The organism is Rhodococcus sp. NPDC055024 (assembly GCF_053608585.1).
Window position 1 is genome coordinate 765,530 of sequence record NZ_JBSGVT010000001.1, and the last position, 15,578, is coordinate 781,107.

Consider the following 15,578-nt stretch of genomic DNA (forward strand, 5'->3'; position numbering starts at 1 on the left):
TCACCCCGATCCTCGACTTATTCGACCACTCCATCATGGCTCATCGATGAATTGAGCTAATGGGTGGATGAGCGATTCGCCGTTGATCCGGTGACCTGCGAGGGCTTCTCTGGTTACATGCCCCACTCTGCATCCGCACAGAACAGCGCTGCGCCCACTTCCTCCACCCGCGCACACAGCGTCGAGAACCACTGGGCTGCCATCGCCCTGATCGCAGCGTCCACATTCATCGTTGTCGCGGCGGAGATGATGCCAGTCGGACTTCTTACCCCTATCGGTGCCAGCCTGGTGGAGAGCGAAGGGACCATCGGGCTGTCGCTGGCCATCACCGGATTGGTGGCAGCGGCCACCGCGCCGTTCGCGCCCGTCGTGACCCGCCGCTTCGATCGCCGGTCGACGCTCGTCGTCTTGATGCTGTTGGTCGCAGCGGCGAACGCCCTCACGGCCCTTGCGCCGAGTTTCGCTGTCCTCGCTGTGGCTCGCGTCCTTCTCGGAGTGAGCATGGGCGGAGTCTGGGCACTTGCCGCAAGCCTGGCTCCCAAGTTGGTGGAGACCAGATCCGTCGGGTTGGCGACGACGATCATCTTCAGCGGAATCGCTGTTGCCTCAGTTCTCGGTGTTCCTGCGGGGACGTACATCGGGGCGGCCGCCGGGTGGAGCGTGGCCTTCTGGGCTCTCAGCTGCGCCGCGACGCTGATCGCGCTCGCCATGTTCGCTGTCCTGCCAACCATGCCTGCTGATCAAGCCCTGTCGCTCGGCAGTCTCGTGGAGGCTTTTCGGAACCCGGGAGTCCGGGTCGGAATCGCTATCACCGCTCTCCTCATCACCGCTCATTTCGCGGCCTACACCTATGTGCGTCCGGGGCTGGAGTTCTTCGCCGGGTTGAACGCTTCGCAGGTCGGCACGATGCTCCTGATCTACGGCGCTCTCGGTGTCGTCGGCAACTTCATCGCCGGGCCATCCGCCGCCAAGTCCCCGAAGACGGTGGTCGTCATCCTCAGCGTGGGAATAGCTTTGACACTCGCCCTGTTTCCGATCTCGGCTGCTACCTTGATCACCGCCGCTCTGCTCATGGCGGCTTGGGGCCTCTTCTACGGTGGTGTGTCCGTGAGTACTCAGACATGGATCGCGCATGCAGCTCCCGCCCACCGAGAGGCTGCATCCGCACTCTGGGTCTCAGTCTTCAATGCAAGCATCGCCCTCGGCGCGATCGCCGGCGGACGCATTCACGACCACGCCGGTTCCCAGTCGGTCTTCTGGATCGCAGCGGGAATCGCTGCTCTCGCAATCTTTCTCGCGACGGTCCGCAAACCCGTCGTAGCGGACATGAACTGACAACCTAGTCGACCACGCAAAACTTTCAGACAGGCTGGACAACAGATATGCGCCAGACACCCGATTCAACCTTCATGGACGTGACCGAGATGCTCCGGCGCTACCGAGACAAATCGCTGTCTCCGGTGGAAGTGCTCGAATCCACTATCGAACGTATCGAGACGCTCAACCCAACCTTGAATGCAGTGGGGCACACTTTCTTCGATGCTGCACGAGCACAAGCGAAGTCAGCGGAACGCCACTACGCCCGCGGCTCGGATGCAGGGCTTCCGCTCGCTGGTGTTCCCGTTGTCGTGAAGGAGGACGAACCGATCCAAGGGCAACCGTGGACTCAGGGTTCCAAAGTCTATGAAGATGTGATTGCCACCCACACTTCGACCTTCGTGCAGCGAATTATCGACGCCGGTGCGATCGTTCATGCGCGATCGACCGCCCCGGAATTCTCCTCGGCCGCGTTCACGCAGTCCGAACTGTGGGGAGTGACTCGCAATCCGTGGAACACGAAATACTCCTCCGGTGGTTCGTCCGGCGGGTCAGCGGTCGCGCTTGCCACCGGTATGACTGCCTTGGCCACCGGATCCGACGTTGCGGGATCGATCCGAACTCCGTCGTCGTTGAACGGCATTGTGGGGTTCAAGTCGCCTCACGGTCGTGTCCCGGTCGACCCGCCCTTCAATCTCGATCGCTATTGTCACTGCGGTCCGATGGCCCGTACCGTAAGCGATTGCCTCACAATGCAGTCGGTCATCGCGGGATCGACCTCCACCGACATTGCCTCGCACGTGCCGGCATCGCAGCTGCCCGACCCCGCAACGCATTCATGCGCAGGAATGCGTATCGCCGTGGTACCCGCATTAGGTGACTGGCCGGTCGATTCGGACGTCGCCGCCAACACCGCCATTTTGGTGGATACCCTCACTGTGCTGGGCGCACGCGCCGAGATCATCGAAGTCGACCTGTCCCGTACTGCCGTCATGCGCGCTGCCGCCATTCACTACGATCACGTATTCGGTGCCTCGATCGCCGCCGAAGCATCCGCGCACCCCGACAAGGTCACGGAATACGCGAAGGAATTTGCCCGATGGGCACGCCGCACCCGTGGTGACGCGACGTTCCTCGACGGACTCGCGATCGAAGCCGAACTGCATTCATCGATCGGATCCCTGTTCGACACCTATGACGCACTGATCACTCCGGCAGTGGCGACGGACGGCTTTCTTGCCGGTGACGACTACGTCGGGCACGGAATCGAAGTGGCTGGAACTGAATTGGAGTTCTACCTCGAGGCCGTACCGGCCATCGCCTTCAACATTCTGAGCAGCTGCCCGGTGCTGACAATTCCGACCGGTTTCGCTCGGAACGGAATCCCAACGGGCACACAGATCGTCACGCGGCCGTACGACGACCACACGGCCTTCGCGATTGGTCTCGCCCTCGAGAAGGTCCTGCCCTATCTCAGTACTCATCCGGACTGTCATGCCTTCGCGTGAGAATCTCGGGCAGGCGAGTGAAATCACGCCACGCAGAATTCGTTGCCCTCGGGATCGGCCATGATCACATGGTGACCCTCGAATCTTTCCAATTCTGATGCGCCCGCGCGTAGTAGCCGCTCGACCTCGCGAAGGATTGTCGCCCACTTCTGAGCCGGGGTTCCGTCTCCGGATACCCGGAGATCGAGATGTAATCGGTTCTTGGCCACCTTGGATTCAGGAACCTGTAGTAGACAGAGTCGAGGAGCCACTCCGAGCGGGTGGTGTAACCAAGCGCCGCCCATCCCGTCGTCTTCGTCATCGAAAGTGGCCAGCCACTCCTCCCGACTCGAAAAAGGCTGCGGTGGTGGCTCATCGATGTATCCAGCGGCGATCTTCCAAAATGTAGCCAAGCGGTCGGGGTCTGTGCAATCCATCGTCAGATCGACTCGAGTGAGCATCTGTCGATGTTAACGCCCAAGGCAATCGAGCGTAGGAAGGGAGAAAGAGGAGAAAGCTCGCGGTGTTGCTCCTACTACGACGCGCCTGGATGTGAACATCCAGACTGCTCACGCGGCACACAGGAATTGCGAGAGGTTTGAAACAAACTCTGGTGGGGTTGACCAAAATTTAGTTAGGTGCCATATTAGTTGCATGGCAGTGGACGGAACCGATCACGACTCACCCACGTTGGATCAGGCCCGGCGGCAGTTGGAGCATTACGGCCTCGGGGCCGACCCGCAGGCGGTACTTGTTGCGGTGCGGTTGATCTCGGCGGGCGCGCGGCTCGGCCGAGCGACCGAGGTTCACTTTGCGAGGTATGGCCTGTCGACTGGCCGGTATCGACTTCTTGCGGATTTGGAAGACCACGACGGGGAGAAGTCCCCCTCGCGTCTGGCGGCCGATCTCGGCGTATCGCGGGCCACGGTCACCGGCCTGGTCGACGGGCTTGAACAGGAGGGATTGGTCGCTCGGCGGCCCTCCGCGGAGGACGGGCGCGGTGCCGTGGTCGTCCTGACTGCTCGCGGTGCTCAGCGTTTGCGTGACATGGCGCCCGAGCATTTTGCTCGTCTCGAGGAAATGGTTGATGAGCTCACAGTCGACGAGCGTGCGGTGTTTCTGGATCTGCTCTCGCGGGTCGTTCGCGGAATCGGTGCGCTGACTGCGGAGTAGTCGACCTGGGTCCCAGATGTTCGCGTAACGATCCGAATCGCCGTCAATCTCGACAGTGACTTCTCTTTCCATGCCCAAATAGTTAGCCACCTAATCATAATCGGAAAGTTGGTCTCCTTCATGTCCGGACTCACCCCACCGATCTCACGCGAAAACAAAAGGGAGATAACCAATTCCAAACGAAGAGCCTCAGTTGCCGACCGTCGCGCCGCACGACCCTTCACCCTGTGGCGCGAGGTGCTGGTCGCCTACCTGGCCCCCGCGGTGATGGCGGGGGTGGGCGGACTCGCGTCTCGGCAGGCGGGTCTGACGCTTGCGGCATTCACGTCAATCGCGGGTACGTCGGCAGTGGTGGCGTTGCTGATCGGCTCCTGGCTGCAGCGCCGCGCAGGGTCGCGACCGTGGACCACGGCCCTGCCTCGCATCTTGGTGGCAGCAATTCTTGCCGTCGGAGCTGCCGTAATCGCCGGACTTGTCGGATGGTTCGCCTCTCAGTGGTTACCCAGCCACACGAACGTGGTCGACACCGCTTGGCTCGCTCGGCTGCAGTTCGATCTGCCGATATCTGCCGTGGTCGCTGCCGTCATCGTGAGCTGGCGATGGCGCCGTCAGAATCCTTGACAGGCAACACATATCAAATGGTCCCGGTTTTCCGGGGAACAACCGAAAGGAACACGATGATCGTCATCATGGGAGCGTCCGGAACCACAGGCGGCGCGTTGCTACGCAGTCTTGCTTCCTCGGGTGTGCCGAGCAGAGCGCTGTCACGCGACCCGGACGGGCTGCGCGCCCAGCTCGGCGACTTGGCCGACGGTTTGGTAGAAGTGGTGTCCGCCGATGCCGCAGACCCCACTTCGCTACGCACGGCCTTCAAAGGGGCCGAACAGCTTTTCCTCGCCATGGCCAACGGCCCGGAACAGGTCGAGCTCGAAATGCGTGTCATCGACATAGCCGCCGAGAGCGGCATCGAACACATCGTCAAGATCTCCGATCCCGCCGCCGCAGCCGACTCCCCCATCGCGCTATCCCGCGGCCACCATGCCGTCGGAGAACACCTGCGCACCTCCGGTCTCCGCCACACTCTGCTCCGCCCTTATGCGTTCATGCAGAATCTGTTGCTTCTGGCTCCGGCGGTGGCTGCGCAAGGGGTCATTCTGGGCGCGATGCGGGACGCGCCGTGCAACTGGATCGACTGCCGAGATATCGGTGACGTGGCCGCCGCCGTGCTCACGAACGCCGACCTCGCCGGCGGCACCTATGTCCTGACAGGCAGCGAGGCAGTCGGCTACGGCGGGATCGCCGATTCTCTGGCCAGCATGCTTGATCGCCCCGTCCGCTACATAGACCTGCAACCGCACGAACTGCGGCAAAACCTCGTCGACAATGCCCATATGCCTCCATGGCTCGCCGAGCACATTCTGGAGATCCAGCACCTTGCCATCTCGCGCCCGGAATCACCCACCGACACGGTGGTCCGTGTCCTGGGGCGCGAGCCCCGCAGCCTGGAAGCGTTTCTGCGTGAGCATCTGGACCGTTTCCGCTGACGTCACGCTGCGAGAGCAGCGCCCGGCAGAAGTCACTCGGTTGGTCAACGAGCCCAGCGAATCCTTATCGGACCTCGTGCGGATTCAAGGTCGACGACTTCGCCGCCCTGGGTGATCTGGACTTCGCCGTCAGCGACCATTCGGCGGGCAGCCTCTCGGACGGGTTCCATCAGCGGACGCCAGTTCTCGGGCGCCACCGCGCGAGCCACGTCTGAGGGGCAGATGCTCGACTCGGCTGATCGCGTGCTGAGTAGTTCGCGGATCTTCGCCGACAGATCCTTTTCTTCCACCATATGAAACACCTTCCGGTCGTGACCGCTCGCAGTCAACAGCGTATGAACCTTCGGTCCGGCGCGTTGTAGCGAAAGAAAGGTGCACATCGATAATTATTGACGGCGTGGAGAATTCGAGTGTAAAGCGCCGTGACGTAGTCCGAGAGTCGTATTCGACCCGATCCCAGGAGTACACGGATCTCTTCGGTTCCATGGATTCGACGCACGCATCCGATCGGGCCCTGGTGACCAGTTGGGCCGCCGCTCTGACCGGCCCCGTGCTCGATGCCGGGTGCGGGCCGGGGCAGTGGACAGACTTCTTGGCCCAGAGCGGGCTGACTGTGAGCGGAATCGATCTTGTGCCCGAGTTCGTCCAACGGGCCCGCACCCAATACCCAGATCTTTCCTTCGAGGTCGGGGGCTTCGAGGCATTGGACGCAAAACCAAGTTCACTGGGAGGTGTGCTGTCCTGGTACTCGCTCATTCACCACCACCCGCACGATATCGAGGCACCGCTCGCTGAATTTGCGCGAGTGATCCGGCCAGGTGGTGGTTTGCTGGTCGGCTTCTTCGAGGGCTCAATCGTGGAGCCTTTTGATCATGCCGCGACGACTGGCTATCGATGGCCGGTGACCGAACTTGCCCAGTTGCTGGTCACAGCGGGTTTCGACGTGATCGAGACCCATACCCGCACGGGGAGCGGTTACAGGCCGCACGGCGCAATCACTGCCAGAAGGCGCAACGGCGAATAAGAGATCGAGACCGAGCGAGCAGTCCTCTTTCATTCATTTCACGTGAGTGGTGTGCTGGAAGGGTCACTCACCCGTTTTTCAGCACCGGATCATCCACAGTTGAAGGAAGGCGCCATGACCACGATTCATCTTCACCAGACGACCACCGCGACGCCCGAACAGGTCCTTGCCGGCCTGACCGACTTCGGGCCGGGCCGCGAGGAAATCTTCGGCCGCAGCGCGGACAGCTACCTGAAAGTGCACCAACAAGGACCCCATGACGCGGATGTCACGGAGGGCTCCAGCGGTATTTGGGAACGCCTGCACTACGACTGGACCGATCCCCGTCATGTCGTGATGACAACCACCGACTCCAACTTGTGGGGCGGGGCGTCGAGCCACACCTACACCCTGACCCAGCAGCCCACCGGCCTGACCGATGTCGACGCTGTGGTGGTCCGTGACGGCAAGAACCTCAAGGGAAAGCTCCTGGCATCGGTACTCGGACTGTTCGGGACTCAGGTGCTGGGTAAGTCGTTCACGAAGTCCATCGAGGCCATCGAAGCTCGAAACGGCGGAGCCAATCGGCAGTCGGGCGAGGTTTGAAATAACAGTTCTCAGTCACACGATAGACGCCAAAACGGTTCAGAAGACTGCCCGATTCGGCGGAGCGAACACGTCGTCAGTGCACTTACAGCGATTACCCCCGGTAAGGATCGTCACTGGGTAGCCATATTCCGTCTTCGTGGATTCCGAGATCGGCAACGTCCCGAGTGAGGGCGTCGACGGCCGCGAGAACTGCAGGGCGCGTTTCATTCTCACGGCAGAGGAGTGACCACGTCCAGATTGCTGCCGGTTCGACCATCGTGCGTGCGGTGAGATCAGTTGGTAGCGTTGCGGTTTGGCCCTTGGGTGAGTTGGCTACGGGTCGTCCGATGGCTCGGACGTGATCGAAGAATGCGGGGCCGGTGATACCGCCGTCGTTGATACGCAGGATCTGCGCGCCGGTATCGCGGGCGAATTCTTCGGCGAAGACGTTCCACGACAACCAGGAGGTGGTGTCGTCGTCGACCAGTAGGACGACGTCTCGCGCCTGCACCGGTGCGGAGTCCGCACCGGCGGAGACCGCGTAAATCCGATCCGCGCCGAGCAGTCGGGCCGTCAGACCATGCTGGGCGACATCGGTTTTCCGCACCCAGGCGATGGCAAGGTCGAGGCTGCCGTCTGCCACACGCGCGGCCTGCGCATGCGAGGGCACCACCCACGGGTCGACGTGCAGTTGCGCGACCCCCGAGGTACGCGCGATCAGGTCCGTCGGAAGCCAATTGACGTAGCCGATCCGGACGGGCTCGGCCCCCGACAGGCGTTCCGCTCGACGACGCAGATTCTCGGCTCGCTCGAGCAGCGCGCGGACGTCGGGGAGCAACGTCGCGCCGGCCGGGGTAAGCGCAACAGAACGGCGGTCGCGGACGAACAGCTTGACGCCGAGGTCGCGTTCGAGCGCCATGATCTGCTGCGACAACGAGGGCCCGGCTATCAGCAGCCGTGCCGCTGCCCGGCCGAAGTGCAGTTCCTCGGCGACGACCTCGAAGTATCTCAGCTGACGAAGCTCCACAATCACAGATGCTACGTGCGGTGGGAGGCTGTGCCTATCAGTCAGGAGCAAAGCGGTCGTGGCGGCGGGCGCGGACGAGGCACAGGATAAATTCATGACCTCAGCCCAGAACGGAGTCTCCTCGCGAACGCACGCTGTCCAAGCTGCCGCTGCGCTGGCCGCGAGCATGGGAATCGGTCGATTCGTCTACACACCGATCCTGCCGTTGATGCACACTCAGGCTGGTCTGTCCGCCTCGCTCGGCGCCACCTTGGCGACTGCCAACTACATCGGGTATCTCATCGGCGCGCTCGCCGGAATCCTCGTTCCCGGGGTCGTGCGCTCGGCAGTGGTGATGCGTACTTCGTTGGTGATCCTCGTCGCGACGCTGGCGCTCATGCCCACCACGCACGACGGATCGATCTGGTTCGCCCTGAGGCTCGTCGCAGGCATCGCCAGTGCGCTCATCTTCATGATCGCCGTCAGCGCTTTGCATGCGCACCTTCGGGGAAAGTCCCAACACCTCGCCGGATGGGGGTTCGGTGGAGTCGGGCTGGGTATCGCGTTGTCCGGTGTCCTCGTGTTCGTCATCCGCTTCATCGGCACCTGGGCCACTGCCTGGTTGGCGTCCGCGGCCCTGGCAGTGGTGTGCGGGGTCATAGCCTGGGGGCTGACACCGGAACCGCGTCCGATCATCACACCGGACGCCCCGGGAACTACCGGTCCCCGACGCGCCCATCGCTGGTTCACTGCCCTGTTCATCAGCTACTTCCTGGAAGGGATCGGCTACATCATCGCGGGCACGTTCCTCGTTGCCGCCATCGATCTCGCCGCACCCGAATGGGTGGGCAGCGGCGCCTGGATCGTGGTCGGGTTGGCCGCATTTCCGTCCTGCGCCCTATGGGCCTGGCTCAGCCGGCGTTGGTCGCGACCGACCTTGCTGCTCGTCGCGCTGTTGATACAGGCGATCGGCATTGCGCTGCCTGCCGTGATCGGCGGCGTCGGCCCCGCGCTGATTTCCGCTTTCCTGTTCGGCGTGACCTTCCTCGGCGTCGGGTCCATCGTGTTGGCAATCGGCGCATACCTGCAGTTCCCACGCGCCGTGGCGCTGCTGACCGCTGGCTACAGCGTCGGTCAGATTCTCGGTCCACTCGTTGTCACTCCGTTGCTGCGAGACGGGTATCGCGACGCTCTGATGCTCGGCAGTGCCGTCGTCCTAGCCGCGGCAGTCGTGGCCGCAGCATTGCGGTTCCGATTCCCTTCCGATCTCGATGCGGTCCCTCGGATTGGCACCCAGACTGAGGAGGTAGTTTTTGATGTCAGATGATGAAACCGCCGGAGCAGTATCCGGCGGAGCACTATCCGTCGAAGGACTGGAGATGTTCGAATGAGCGCACTCACAACCGATCTCGATCTGAAAGTTCCGGTCATCGCGGCCCCCATGGCCGGCGGTGCGTCAACACCGGCTCTCGTCGCAGCTGCTTCTCGGGCCGGCAGTCTCGGCTTCCTCGCCGCCGGATACAAGACGCCACAGGCTCTGGCCGACCAGATCGATATCGTTCGTTCCGAGGGAGTGTCGTTCGGAGTCAATGTCTTTGCGCCCAACCCGGTACCCGTCGACGCCGCCGCGTTTCGGACCTATGCCCAGGCGATCCAGGTCGAGGCGGATCGTTATGGCGTTGCACTTGCCAAGGGCGAACCGGTCGAAGACGACGACTATTTCGAGGACAAGGTCGATCTGCTCCTGGCAAACCCGGTTCCGTTGGTCAGCTTCACTTTCGGCTTTCCTGGGACCGCGGTGATCAACGCGCTGCGCGCGGCCGGTTCACTAGTCGTGCTGACCGTGACTTCGGAGGCAGAGGCAATTCTCGCCGTCGAGGCGGGAGCTGATCTCTTGGTCGTTCAATCTTCGGCTGCTGGTGGTCACTCCGGAACCATTGCTCCCTTGCGAGTTCCGGCTGAAACACCGATCGCCGAGCTGATCGCTCAGATCCGTCACCGCACGTCGGTTCCGTTATTGGCGGCCGGCGGACTGGCGACCTCCGCCGACGTCGCAACGGTACTGCGCGCCGGAGCGGAGGCCGCGGTCGTCGGTACTGTGCTGCTTCGCACCGAGGAGAGTGGTGCCTCGGCCCCGCACAAGGCGGCTCTGGCCGACACATCGCGCAGAAGCACCGTCGTCACACGAGCTTTCACGGGACGTCCCGCACGGGCACTTCGGAACGAGTTCATCGACCGTTACGACACACAGGCGCCCCTCGGATATCCGGCCATCCATCACCTGACCAATCCCATGCGCAAAGCCGCCGTCGCGCAGAGTGATCCCGAGCGAATGCACTTGTGGGCCGGGACCGGGTACCGCCACGCCACTGCGGAATCGGCAGAGGCAGTGCTCACGCGATTGACTAACTTGTGATGGCGCGGACACAGGACATCACATTGCCGGAGGTAGTGACGTACGACGGTTTGCCGGCCTCTGCGGGTGGTGCACACTCGCTCCGAGCCAAGCGGCCTGACAGGGCATTTGAGTGCCTGCGCACGTTCGTGGAGTCCTGCACCGAACCAGTGTCGTTGCCGTCGTGGACGTTCGAAATCTACAAGGGTGCACCGCAAGTGCCGACTGAGCAGTTGTCATCTCTTGCCACCGAGCTCTTCGGTGGGCCCCGCCACAAAGCGCCAACCCATACCGAATGGAACGTTGCGTCCGGATCCGTCAACGAAGCGCTCGACGCCCTCGTTGCGGTCGGCCCCGAGGCCGTGACGGCCTACGGGCGCTCGCTCGCGGCATTGACCTACAGTGCGCGCGTGCGTCTACTCGACCCGGACACCAGCGCGCCGTACCCCGATGTGACTCCGGACGCGTTCGGCCGATTCGCCGTTGACGGGTACGGTCGGCTGTTGGGGGATTCTGGAATTCGCGCAACGTTCGGCAACGCCGCGTCCTCACTGTCCCTGTGGCTCAACCTGCCTGCAGACGACCGGTTGTCGCCCGGTGCGCGTCACCTACAAGACCATCTCCCGTTCCGGCTGTCCACAAAACACTGGCGTCTCTGGCGGCCGAACCGGAGCGGAGACTCCTACCGTTCCAACAAGATTCCGTCGCAGGTTCTCGATCAGGTTTGAATCACGCAGCAAGCGTTCTCATCTCGAGCAGAGTTCGCCGATCTCTGCGACTATGCGATCCGTGCTTCGAACCACCCATACTGCGCGTCCGTCTCGTATTGACGGCATCAAAAATCGATCTTTCTCAATGGGCCAGTGCACAAAGGGAAATCCGCGGGCCAGCTCATCTTGGACTTCTCCGGCGATCAGAGCCCTCAGCTCCTGCGCAGGCTGTTCGATGTGTGGCCCGCCGAACCCGAAGCCCCTCAGTGGGCTGGTTCCTGCACTCTTGTACTTCGGTCGCGGACCAGCGTCGAGCGCGAGGTGACAGTAGCCGTCATCGAGCATCGACACCGTCCACACGCAGTTCTGCATGTAGGTAGAAGGGCCGTGCCAGCGGCACTGCAGATCCCTGCCGACAGCCTGGCACGCAGTGGCGACATCCTAGAACGCTTCTTCCTCCAGTTCCATGATCTCGTTGTCGAGGGAACTCAGGATTTCTTTCGTCGACGCCAGGATGGGCAATATATTCTTCGCGAAGTACGACGCGATGACCACCTTGCCCCGATAGAAGTACCGATCCTTTTCCGACGCGTCGCGATCCAAGGCTGCCAGCGCGATTTCGGCCTGTACGAGTAGTCGCCATCCGATGAGCAGGTCACCCACCGCGTACAGAAAGCGCACCGAGCCGAGGCCTATTTTGTACAACTCGGAAGGCTGGTCTTGGGAACCCATCAGATAGCCGGTGAGCGTCCCGGCCATCTCTTGCACGTCGGTCAACGCGGTTTCGAGCAAGACCCGCTCGGCCTTGAGGCGACCGTTGCCGGCCTCGCTCTCGATGAACTCTCGTATGCGACCGGCCACGTGAGCGAGTGCAACGCCACGGTCACGGGCGATCTTCCGAAAGAAGAAGTCCTGCGCCTGGATTGCCGTGGTGCCCTCGTACAGGGTGTCGATCTTGGCATCGCGTATGTACTGCTCGATGGGGTAGTCCTGTAGATAACCGGAGCCGCCCAAAGTCTGCAGGCTCTCGGTGAGCAGTTCGTAGGCTTTCTCGGATCCGACGCCTTTGACGATGGGCAGCAGTAGGTCGTTGACCCGCGCCGCCAATTCGGCGTCGGCGCCCGAAACCAATTCGGCGACATCGGCGTTCTGATGCGCGGCGGTGTAGAGGTAAACAGCTCTGAGGCCTTCGGCGTACGCCTTCTGCATCGCCAGACTGCGTCGGACGTCGGGGTGGTGGGTGATGGCCACGCGGGGTGCGGTTTTGTTTGTCAGTTCGGTGAGGTCCGCGCCTTGAATTCGTTCTTTTGCATACTCCAAGGCGTTGAGGTAGCCGGTGGACAACGTTCCGGTAGCCTTGGTGCCCACCATCATCCGGGCATTCTCGATCACCTGGAACATCTGGGCGATACCGTTGTGAACATCACCCACGAGCCAGCCTACGGCGGGAACGTCAGTCGCCCCGAATGTGAGTTCGCAGGTTGGGGAAGACTTGAGGCCCATCTTGTGTTCGACACCTGTGACGTAGACGCCGTTTCGCTCGCCCAATTCGATTGTCTTCGAATCGAAGTGGAACTTCGGAACGTAGAACAGACTCAACCCTTTGGTGCCGGGTCCGGCACCCTCGGGGCGGGCAAGCACCAAGTGGAAGAGGTTCTCGGCAGTGTCTCCGACGTCGCCGCCGGAGATGAACCGCTTGACACCCTCGATGTGCCACGTGCCGTCATTCTGCTCGATTGCTTTCGTTCGGCCTGCGCCAACATCGGATCCGGCGTCGGGTTCGGTCAGTACCATCGTTCCGGCCCAGCCACGCTCGAATCCTTCTTTGGCCCAGTGCTTTTGCTGTTCGTTGCCGATGCTGTAGAGCACGCTCGCCATCAGCGGACCCATGTTGAAAAAGCTCGCCGATCCGTTTGCCGCGACCAACATTTCGCCGATCGCCCAGACCAACGGCGCAGGAGCAGGAACGCCGCCCATGCCCTCCGGTAGTCCGAGCCGCGACCAACCAGCCTCGTTCACCGCCTCGACGGTCTTGCGTAGAGGTTCCGGGACCACGACGGCGTGGTTGGGTGCGTCGAATTCGACAGGGTTCCGATCCGCGTCGGCAAAGGATGCGGCGACCGGGCCCTCCGCCAGCCTCGCTACTTCGGCAAGAATGTTGCGCACAGTGTCGGTGTCGAGGTCCCCGTAAGTACCGGCATCCAACAGTTCGCCGATCCCGAGTACTTCGAACAGATTGAACTCGATATCGCGCACGTTGCTTTTGTAGTGACCCATTGTTCTCCGACCCTGGTGTTGTCAGCAATACGGTGTTGTCAGCAATACGGCTCGTCAGCGGTACACAAGAAAGCCTGCCCCACAAGGAATTCAGTACGCAACCGTAGGTTGAGACTGGTGCCGTTGCTGTGAAGTAACGCCGTTGCGGTGTGCTTCGAAACATGCACTCTTACAATCGGTTGCCGAATGTGGGCGGGAGGCGGTCGAGGAATGCCTGTGCGGCGCCCAGATCGGTTCAAAGAGGTTGCACACCAAACGAAGTAATGATCCTCACCTCAGGGATTGCGCGCAGTCGCCGTGATCAGTGTGTACGCAGCTCGGTGAACCAGGAGTGTCCCCCGTTGGTAGCGGAGGTGTTCCTTGATCGGTCGCGGCGGCGCCGAACGCCAAGTCGCTCCCGTTTCATGGACCAATTCGCGCTACCGTCGGGGTAATTACTGTCCGAACAGGGGAGAGGCGCCCATGACACGACGACAGATCCGAGGACTGGGCGCCGCCGTGCTCGTATCAGCCTTGATGACTGCTTGCAGTACCGAGGACACGGAAGGGCCTGGTCCGGGGGCAAGCACGGCAACACGATCGGCGCCCGCCGCGGCGTTCGGCGAACCCGAGACCTTCGCCGACGGCTTGGACGCGCCCTGGTCGATCGCTTTCCACGGCCGGACGCAACTTGTCAGTGAGCGCGACACCGCGCGAATCCTCGAAGTCGACGACAGCGGAAGCGCCCGTGAGGTGGGAGTTATTGACGGCGTCAGCCCTAGGGGCGAGGGTGGTCTCCTCGGGATCGCAGTACACGAAAACGACCTGTATGTGTACTTCACCGCCGACGGCGAAAACCGGATCGAACGTCATGGAATCACCGGCGATCCCGGAGCGCTTGCCCTCGGGCCGGCCGAGACGATTCTCGACGGCCTCCTGTCGGCCAACTACCACAACGGAGGTCGCATCGCGTTCGGCCCGGACGGGATGCTGTACGCCACCGTCGGTGATGCCGGTGGTCGCGACCGGGCTCAGGATCTCGATTCGTTGTCCGGGAAGATCCTTCGCATGACGCCGGATGGTGATGTGCCGCAAGATAACCCGTTTCCGAACTCGTTTGTTTACAGCTACGGGCATCGCAACTCGCAGGGTATTGCCTGGACCGAGGACGGCACGATGTATGCCAGCGAGTTCGGGCAGGACACCTGGGACGAGCTCAACAAAATCGAAGCAGGCGGAAACTACGGGTGGCCCGAGGTCGAAGGGATTGCGGGCGAAGACGGATTCATCGACCCGCTCCAACAATGGTCACCTGATGACGCCAGCCCCAGCGGAATCGTCATCCACGAAGGCACGATCTACATCGCCAATCTCCGCGGTGAGCGACTCCGGGCTGTGCCGTTGACCGACCCCACAACGGCTGACGAGCAGTTCGTCGACACATACGGACGCCTTCGCGACGTTGCCATCGCTCCCGATGGATCGCTGTGGATACTGACGAACAACACCGACGGTCGCGGCGATCCGAAAACTGGCGACGACCGCATCATTCGCGTCCCGTTGCGCTGACGTCGATATCCGGTGAACGCGCCCTCCATCTCGAGGATCCTCGCCGCGGCCAGTGATTCATTACTATCGGTGCGACGGATAATGAGGGCACGGATCGGAGAGACGGCATGGGGACTTGGGGTTCAGGACCTTTCGACAACGACGTAGCGGGCGACCTGCTCAGCGCAGTACAAGCGGGTGACTACGACATCGACGATTACGCACGCCACCCCGACGACGGCTACCTCGATGCCGACGATGCTCAAACAGCGATCGCTGTCGCCGAGATCCTTGCGGTTGCGCACGGGGTTGCGCCGAAGCCTGTGCAGCTAAGCGAAATTGATGCCGCCGGTTACGTCGGAACCTTGAGTCCGGAGCAGAAGGCGTGGGTCCTCGCCGCTCTCGAGCGCGCAGTCTCCGGCAGCGACTCGTCGGAGTTGCACGAGTTGTGGGAAGAGAACGGTCCGGAAGACCTCGAGGCTTGGCGGGCACCGATTCTGAGTAGATTGGCCAGTCTCAAAGCCCTGGGATGAGTGTCACCCGCCAAAAGG

At 62.1% G+C, this 15,578-nt stretch carries 16 protein-coding genes; 12 read left to right on the forward strand and 4 right to left on the reverse strand.

Annotation, left to right across the window (positions count from 1 at the left end):
• Positions 1 to 117: 117 nt before the first annotated feature.
• Together ACWF6P_RS03495 and ACWF6P_RS03500 are read left to right on the forward strand one after the other, a co-directional pair.
• Positions 118 to 1,335, forward strand: coding sequence for an MFS transporter (locus tag ACWF6P_RS03495; RefSeq protein WP_452619989.1), 1,218 nt, complete (start codon positions 118 to 120; stop codon positions 1,333 to 1,335).
• A 74-nt stretch (positions 1,336 to 1,409) separates the two neighbouring features.
• On the forward strand, positions 1,410 to 2,825 hold the full coding sequence (locus ACWF6P_RS03500; protein ID WP_452619990.1) for an amidase: 1,416 nt from the start codon (positions 1,410 to 1,412) through the stop codon (positions 2,823 to 2,825).
• 23 nt (positions 2,826 to 2,848) lie between these two features.
• Here the strand turns inward: ACWF6P_RS03500 and ACWF6P_RS03505 are convergent, their stop codons facing one another.
• Entirely contained in the window at positions 2,849 to 3,265 is a 417-nt protein-coding gene (locus ACWF6P_RS03505; RefSeq protein WP_452619991.1) for a VOC family protein, read from the reverse strand.
• 193 nt (positions 3,266 to 3,458) lie between these two features.
• On the opposite strand from ACWF6P_RS03505, the gene ACWF6P_RS03510 reads away from it, so the two are divergent.
• From ACWF6P_RS03510 to ACWF6P_RS03520, 3 genes are all read left to right on the forward strand, one after another.
• On the forward strand, positions 3,459 to 3,977 hold the full coding sequence (locus ACWF6P_RS03510) for a MarR family winged helix-turn-helix transcriptional regulator (protein WP_452619992.1): 519 nt from the start codon (positions 3,459 to 3,461) through the stop codon (positions 3,975 to 3,977).
• Between the two features lie 120 nt (positions 3,978 to 4,097).
• Positions 4,098 to 4,598, forward strand: coding sequence for a hypothetical protein (locus ACWF6P_RS03515; RefSeq protein WP_452619993.1), 501 nt, complete (start codon positions 4,098 to 4,100; stop codon positions 4,596 to 4,598).
• Positions 4,599 to 4,654: 56 nt separating this feature from the next.
• On the forward strand, positions 4,655 to 5,521 hold the full coding sequence (locus ACWF6P_RS03520; protein WP_452619994.1) for an NmrA family NAD(P)-binding protein: 867 nt from the start codon (positions 4,655 to 4,657) through the stop codon (positions 5,519 to 5,521).
• 44 nt (positions 5,522 to 5,565) lie between these two features.
• On the opposite strand, the gene ACWF6P_RS03525 is transcribed toward ACWF6P_RS03520, so the two are convergent.
• Positions 5,566 to 5,814 (reverse strand): DUF3253 domain-containing protein, encoded by a 249-nt coding sequence (locus ACWF6P_RS03525; RefSeq protein WP_452619995.1) that lies wholly within the window; start codon positions 5,812 to 5,814, stop codon positions 5,566 to 5,568.
• A 104-nt stretch (positions 5,815 to 5,918) separates the two neighbouring features.
• On the opposite strand from ACWF6P_RS03525, the gene ACWF6P_RS03530 reads away from it, so the two are divergent.
• Both ACWF6P_RS03530 and ACWF6P_RS03535 read left to right on the forward strand, forming a co-directional pair.
• A complete protein-coding gene (locus ACWF6P_RS03530) occupies positions 5,919 to 6,545 on the forward strand; it encodes a class I SAM-dependent methyltransferase (RefSeq protein WP_452619996.1) in 627 nt (208 codons plus the stop codon).
• A gap of 114 nt (positions 6,546 to 6,659) precedes the next feature.
• Positions 6,660 to 7,130 carry a hypothetical protein gene (locus tag ACWF6P_RS03535; protein WP_452619997.1) on the forward strand — a complete coding sequence of 157 codons (471 nt, stop codon included), beginning with the start codon at positions 6,660 to 6,662 and terminating at the stop codon, positions 7,128 to 7,130.
• Between the two features lie 94 nt (positions 7,131 to 7,224).
• Here ACWF6P_RS03535 and ACWF6P_RS03540 read toward each other — a convergent pair whose 3' ends face one another.
• On the reverse strand, positions 7,225 to 8,139 hold the full coding sequence (locus ACWF6P_RS03540) for a LysR family transcriptional regulator (RefSeq protein WP_452619998.1): 915 nt from the start codon (positions 8,137 to 8,139) through the stop codon (positions 7,225 to 7,227).
• Positions 8,140 to 8,233: 94 nt separating this feature from the next.
• On the opposite strand from ACWF6P_RS03540, the gene ACWF6P_RS03545 reads away from it, so the two are divergent.
• From ACWF6P_RS03545 to ACWF6P_RS03555, 3 genes are read left to right on the forward strand one after another with little or no spacing between them, the layout of a single operon-like run.
• Entirely contained in the window at positions 8,234 to 9,445 is a 1,212-nt protein-coding gene (locus ACWF6P_RS03545; RefSeq protein ID WP_452619999.1) for a YbfB/YjiJ family MFS transporter, read from the forward strand.
• Between the two features lie 60 nt (positions 9,446 to 9,505).
• Positions 9,506 to 10,534, forward strand: a complete 1,029-nt coding sequence (locus ACWF6P_RS03550; RefSeq protein ID WP_452620000.1) for an NAD(P)H-dependent flavin oxidoreductase — start codon at positions 9,506 to 9,508, stop codon at positions 10,532 to 10,534.
• The gene (locus ACWF6P_RS03555) at positions 10,531 to 11,241 is read left to right on the forward strand and encodes a hypothetical protein (protein WP_452620001.1); all 711 of its coding nucleotides are present in this window, start codon (positions 10,531 to 10,533) and stop codon (positions 11,239 to 11,241) included. Before ACWF6P_RS03550 ends, ACWF6P_RS03555 begins: the two co-directional genes overlap by 4 nt.
• 423 nt (positions 11,242 to 11,664) lie before the next feature.
• Here ACWF6P_RS03555 and ACWF6P_RS03560 read toward each other — a convergent pair whose 3' ends face one another.
• Positions 11,665 to 13,500: an acyl-CoA dehydrogenase gene (locus ACWF6P_RS03560; protein ID WP_452620002.1), complete on the reverse strand. Its 1,836-nt coding sequence runs from the start codon at positions 13,498 to 13,500 to the stop codon at positions 11,665 to 11,667.
• A 462-nt stretch (positions 13,501 to 13,962) separates the two neighbouring features.
• On the opposite strand from ACWF6P_RS03560, the gene ACWF6P_RS03565 reads away from it, so the two are divergent.
• A complete protein-coding gene (locus ACWF6P_RS03565; protein ID WP_452620003.1) occupies positions 13,963 to 15,048 on the forward strand; it encodes a PQQ-dependent sugar dehydrogenase in 1,086 nt (361 codons plus the stop codon).
• A 107-nt stretch (positions 15,049 to 15,155) separates the two neighbouring features.
• Positions 15,156 to 15,560 (forward strand): DUF4259 domain-containing protein, encoded by a 405-nt coding sequence (locus ACWF6P_RS03570; RefSeq protein ID WP_378646721.1) that lies wholly within the window; start codon positions 15,156 to 15,158, stop codon positions 15,558 to 15,560.
• Positions 15,561 to 15,578 lie beyond the last annotated feature (18 nt).

What these genes read in the sequence shown, in the direction of transcription:
- ACWF6P_RS03545 (WP_452619999.1), top strand. Translation starts at nt 8,234, where the DNA reads ATGACCTCAGCCCAGAACGGAGTCTCCTCGCGAACGCACGCTGTCCAA.
- ACWF6P_RS03560 (WP_452620002.1), bottom strand. Translation starts at nt 13,500, where the DNA reads ATGGGTCACTACAAAAGCAACGTGCGCGATATCGAGTTCAATCTGTTC.
- ACWF6P_RS03510 (WP_452619992.1), top strand. Translation starts at nt 3,459, where the DNA reads ATGGCAGTGGACGGAACCGATCACGACTCACCCACGTTGGATCAGGCC.
- ACWF6P_RS03515 (WP_452619993.1), top strand. Translation starts at nt 4,098, where the DNA reads ATGTCCGGACTCACCCCACCGATCTCACGCGAAAACAAAAGGGAGATA.
- ACWF6P_RS03520 (WP_452619994.1), top strand. Translation starts at nt 4,655, where the DNA reads ATGATCGTCATCATGGGAGCGTCCGGAACCACAGGCGGCGCGTTGCTA.
- ACWF6P_RS03500 (WP_452619990.1), top strand. Translation starts at nt 1,410, where the DNA reads ATGGACGTGACCGAGATGCTCCGGCGCTACCGAGACAAATCGCTGTCT.
- ACWF6P_RS03535 (WP_452619997.1), top strand. Translation starts at nt 6,660, where the DNA reads ATGACCACGATTCATCTTCACCAGACGACCACCGCGACGCCCGAACAG.
- ACWF6P_RS03550 (WP_452620000.1), top strand. Translation starts at nt 9,506, where the DNA reads ATGAGCGCACTCACAACCGATCTCGATCTGAAAGTTCCGGTCATCGCG.
- ACWF6P_RS03570 (WP_378646721.1), top strand. Translation starts at nt 15,156, where the DNA reads ATGGGGACTTGGGGTTCAGGACCTTTCGACAACGACGTAGCGGGCGAC.
- ACWF6P_RS03565 (WP_452620003.1), top strand. Translation starts at nt 13,963, where the DNA reads ATGACACGACGACAGATCCGAGGACTGGGCGCCGCCGTGCTCGTATCA.
- ACWF6P_RS03495 (WP_452619989.1), top strand. Translation starts at nt 118, where the DNA reads ATGCCCCACTCTGCATCCGCACAGAACAGCGCTGCGCCCACTTCCTCC.
- ACWF6P_RS03525 (WP_452619995.1), bottom strand. Translation starts at nt 5,814, where the DNA reads ATGGTGGAAGAAAAGGATCTGTCGGCGAAGATCCGCGAACTACTCAGC.
- ACWF6P_RS03505 (WP_452619991.1), bottom strand. Translation starts at nt 3,265, where the DNA reads ATGCTCACTCGAGTCGATCTGACGATGGATTGCACAGACCCCGACCGC.